This window comes from Pseudomonas sp. SJZ077 (genome assembly GCF_007993905.1).
GTDB classification, from domain to species: Bacteria; Pseudomonadota; Gammaproteobacteria; order Pseudomonadales; family Pseudomonadaceae; genus Aquipseudomonas; species Aquipseudomonas mandelii.
On record NZ_VIUJ01000042.1, the window covers coordinates 1,890 to 5,015 of the forward strand.

1 rRNA gene is annotated in these 3,126 nt (G+C 51.0%); it reads left to right on the plus strand.

Annotated features, from left to right (window positions below):
- The first annotated feature begins 173 nt into the window (after positions 1-173).
- Positions 174-3,065 (plus strand): 23S ribosomal RNA (locus FBY01_RS31395).
- Positions 3,066-3,126 lie beyond the last annotated feature (61 nt).

The window sequence follows — 3,126 nt, forward strand, 5'->3', positions numbered from 1 at the left end:
GATTAGATCGTTCTTTAAAAATTTGGGTATGTGATAGAAAGATAGACTGAACGTTACTTTCACTGGTAACGGATCAGGCTAAGGTAAAATTTGTGAGTTGCTCTTAATTGAGTATTATCGAATTTTCGGCGAATGTCGTCTTCACAGTATAACCAGATTGCTTGGGGTTATATGGTCAAGTGAAGAAGCGCATACGGTGGATGCCTTGGCAGTCAGAGGCGATGAAAGACGTGGTAGCCTGCGAAAAGCTTCGGGGAGTCGGCAAACAGACTTTGATCCGGAGATGTCTGAATGGGGGAACCCAGCCATCATAAGATGGTTATCTTAAGCTGAATACATAGGCTTAAGAGGCGAACCAGGGGAACTGAAACATCTAAGTACCCTGAGGAAAAGAAATCAACCGAGATTCCCTTAGTAGTGGCGAGCGAACGGGGACTAGCCCTTAAGTGGCTTTGAGATTAGCGGAACGCTCTGGAAAGTGCGGCCATAGTGGGTGATAGCCCTGTACGCGAAAATCTCTTAGTCATGAAATCGAGTAGGACGGAGCACGAGAAACTTTGTCTGAATATGGGGGGACCATCCTCCAAGGCTAAATACTACTGACTGACCGATAGTGAACTAGTACCGTGAGGGAAAGGCGAAAAGAACCCCGGAGAGGGGAGTGAAATAGATCCTGAAACCGTATGCGTACAAGCAGTGGGAGCCCACTTTGTTGGGTGACTGCGTACCTTTTGTATAATGGGTCAGCGACTTATTTTCAGTGGCGAGCTTAACCGAATAGGGGAGGCGTAGCGAAAGCGAGTCTTAATAGGGCGTCTAGTCGCTGGGAATAGACCCGAAACCGGGCGATCTATCCATGGGCAGGTTGAAGGTTGGGTAACACTAACTGGAGGACCGAACCGACTACCGTTGAAAAGTTAGCGGATGACCTGTGGATCGGAGTGAAAGGCTAATCAAGCTCGGAGATAGCTGGTTCTCCTCGAAAGCTATTTAGGTAGCGCCTCATGTATCACTGTAGGGGGTAGAGCACTGTTTCGGCTAGGGGGTCATCCCGACTTACCAAACCGATGCAAACTCCGAATACCTACAAGTGCCGAGCATGGGAGACACACGGCGGGTGCTAACGTCCGTCGTGAAAAGGGAAACAACCCAGACCGTCAGCTAAGGTCCCAAAGTTATGGTTAAGTGGGAAACGATGTGGGAAGGCTTAGACAGCTAGGAGGTTGGCTTAGAAGCAGCCACCCTTTAAAGAAAGCGTAATAGCTCACTAGTCGAGTCGGCCTGCGCGGAAGATGTAACGGGGCTCAAACCATACACCGAAGCTACGGGTATCACTTAGGTGATGCGGTAGAGGAGCGTTCTGTAAGCCTGTGAAGGTGAGTTGAGAAGCTTGCTGGAGGTATCAGAAGTGCGAATGCTGACATGAGTAACGACAATGGGTGTGAAAAACACCCACGCCGAAAGACCAAGGTTTCCTGCGCAACGTTAATCGACGCAGGGTTAGTCGGTCCCTAAGGCGAGGCTGAAAAGCGTAGTCGATGGAAAACAGGTTAATATTCCTGTACTTCTGGTTATTGCGATGGAGGGACGGAGAAGGCTAGGCCAGCTTGGCGTTGGTTGTCCAAGTTTAAGGTGGTAGGCTGGAATCTTAGGTAAATCCGGGATTCTAAGGCCGAGAGCTGATGACGAGTGTTCTTTTAGAACACGAAGTGGTTGATGCCATGCTTCCAAGAAAAGCTTCTAAGCTTCAGGTAACCAGGAACCGTACCCCAAACCGACACAGGTGGTTGGGTAGAGAATACCAAGGCGCTTGAGAGAACTCGGGTGAAGGAACTAGGCAAAATGGCACCGTAACTTCGGGAGAAGGTGCGCCGGTGAGGGTGAAGCATTTACTGCGTAAGCCCATGCCGGTCGAAGATACCAGGCCGCTGCGACTGTTTATTAAAAACACAGCACTCTGCAAACACGAAAGTGGACGTATAGGGTGTGACGCCTGCCCGGTGCCGGAAGGTTAATTGATGGGGTTAGCTAACGCGAAGCTCTTGATCGAAGCCCCGGTAAACGGCGGCCGTAACTATAACGGTCCTAAGGTAGCGAAATTCCTTGTCGGGTAAGTTCCGACCTGCACGAATGGCGTAACGATGGCGGCGCTGTCTCCACCCGAGACTCAGTGAAATTGAAATCGCTGTGAAGATGCAGTGTATCCGCGGCTAGACGGAAAGACCCCGTGAACCTTTACTATAGCTTTGCACTGGACTTTGAATTTGCTTGTGTAGGATAGGTGGGAGGCTTTGAAGCGTGGACGCCAGTTCGCGTGGAGCCAACCTTGAAATACCACCCTGGCAACTTTGAGGTTCTAACTCAGGTCCGTTATCCGGATCGAGGACAGTGTATGGTGGGTAGTTTGACTGGGGCGGTCTCCTCCTAAAGAGTAACGGAGGAGTACGAAGGTGCGCTCAGACCGGTCGGAAATCGGTCGTAGAGTATAAAGGCAAAAGCGCGCTTGACTGCGAGACAGACACGTCGAGCAGGTACGAAAGTAGGTCTTAGTGATCCGGTGGTTCTGTATGGAAGGGCCATCGCTCAACGGATAAAAGGTACTCCGGGGATAACAGGCTGATACCGCCCAAGAGTTCATATCGACGGCGGTGTTTGGCACCTCGATGTCGGCTCATCACATCCTGGGGCTGAAGCCGGTCCCAAGGGTATGGCTGTTCGCCATTTAAAGTGGTACGCGAGCTGGGTTTAGAACGTCGTGAGACAGTTCGGTCCCTATCTGCCGTGGACGTTTGAGATTTGAGAGGGGCTGCTCCTAGTACGAGAGGACCGGAGTGGACGAACCTCTGGTGTTCCGGTTGTCACGCCAGTGGCATTGCCGGGTAGCTATGTTCGGAATAGATAACCGCTGAAAGCATCTAAGCGGGAAACTAGCCTCAAGATGAGATCTCACTGGGACCTTGAGTCCCCTGAAGGGCCGTCGAAGACTACGACGTTGATAGGTTGGGTGTGTAAGCGCTGTGAGGCGTTGAGCTAACCAATACTAATTGCCCGTGAGGCTTGACCATATAACACCCAAGCAATTTGCTGACCTGAAAGGGCACCAGATTGCGGTGTGTGAAGACGAAA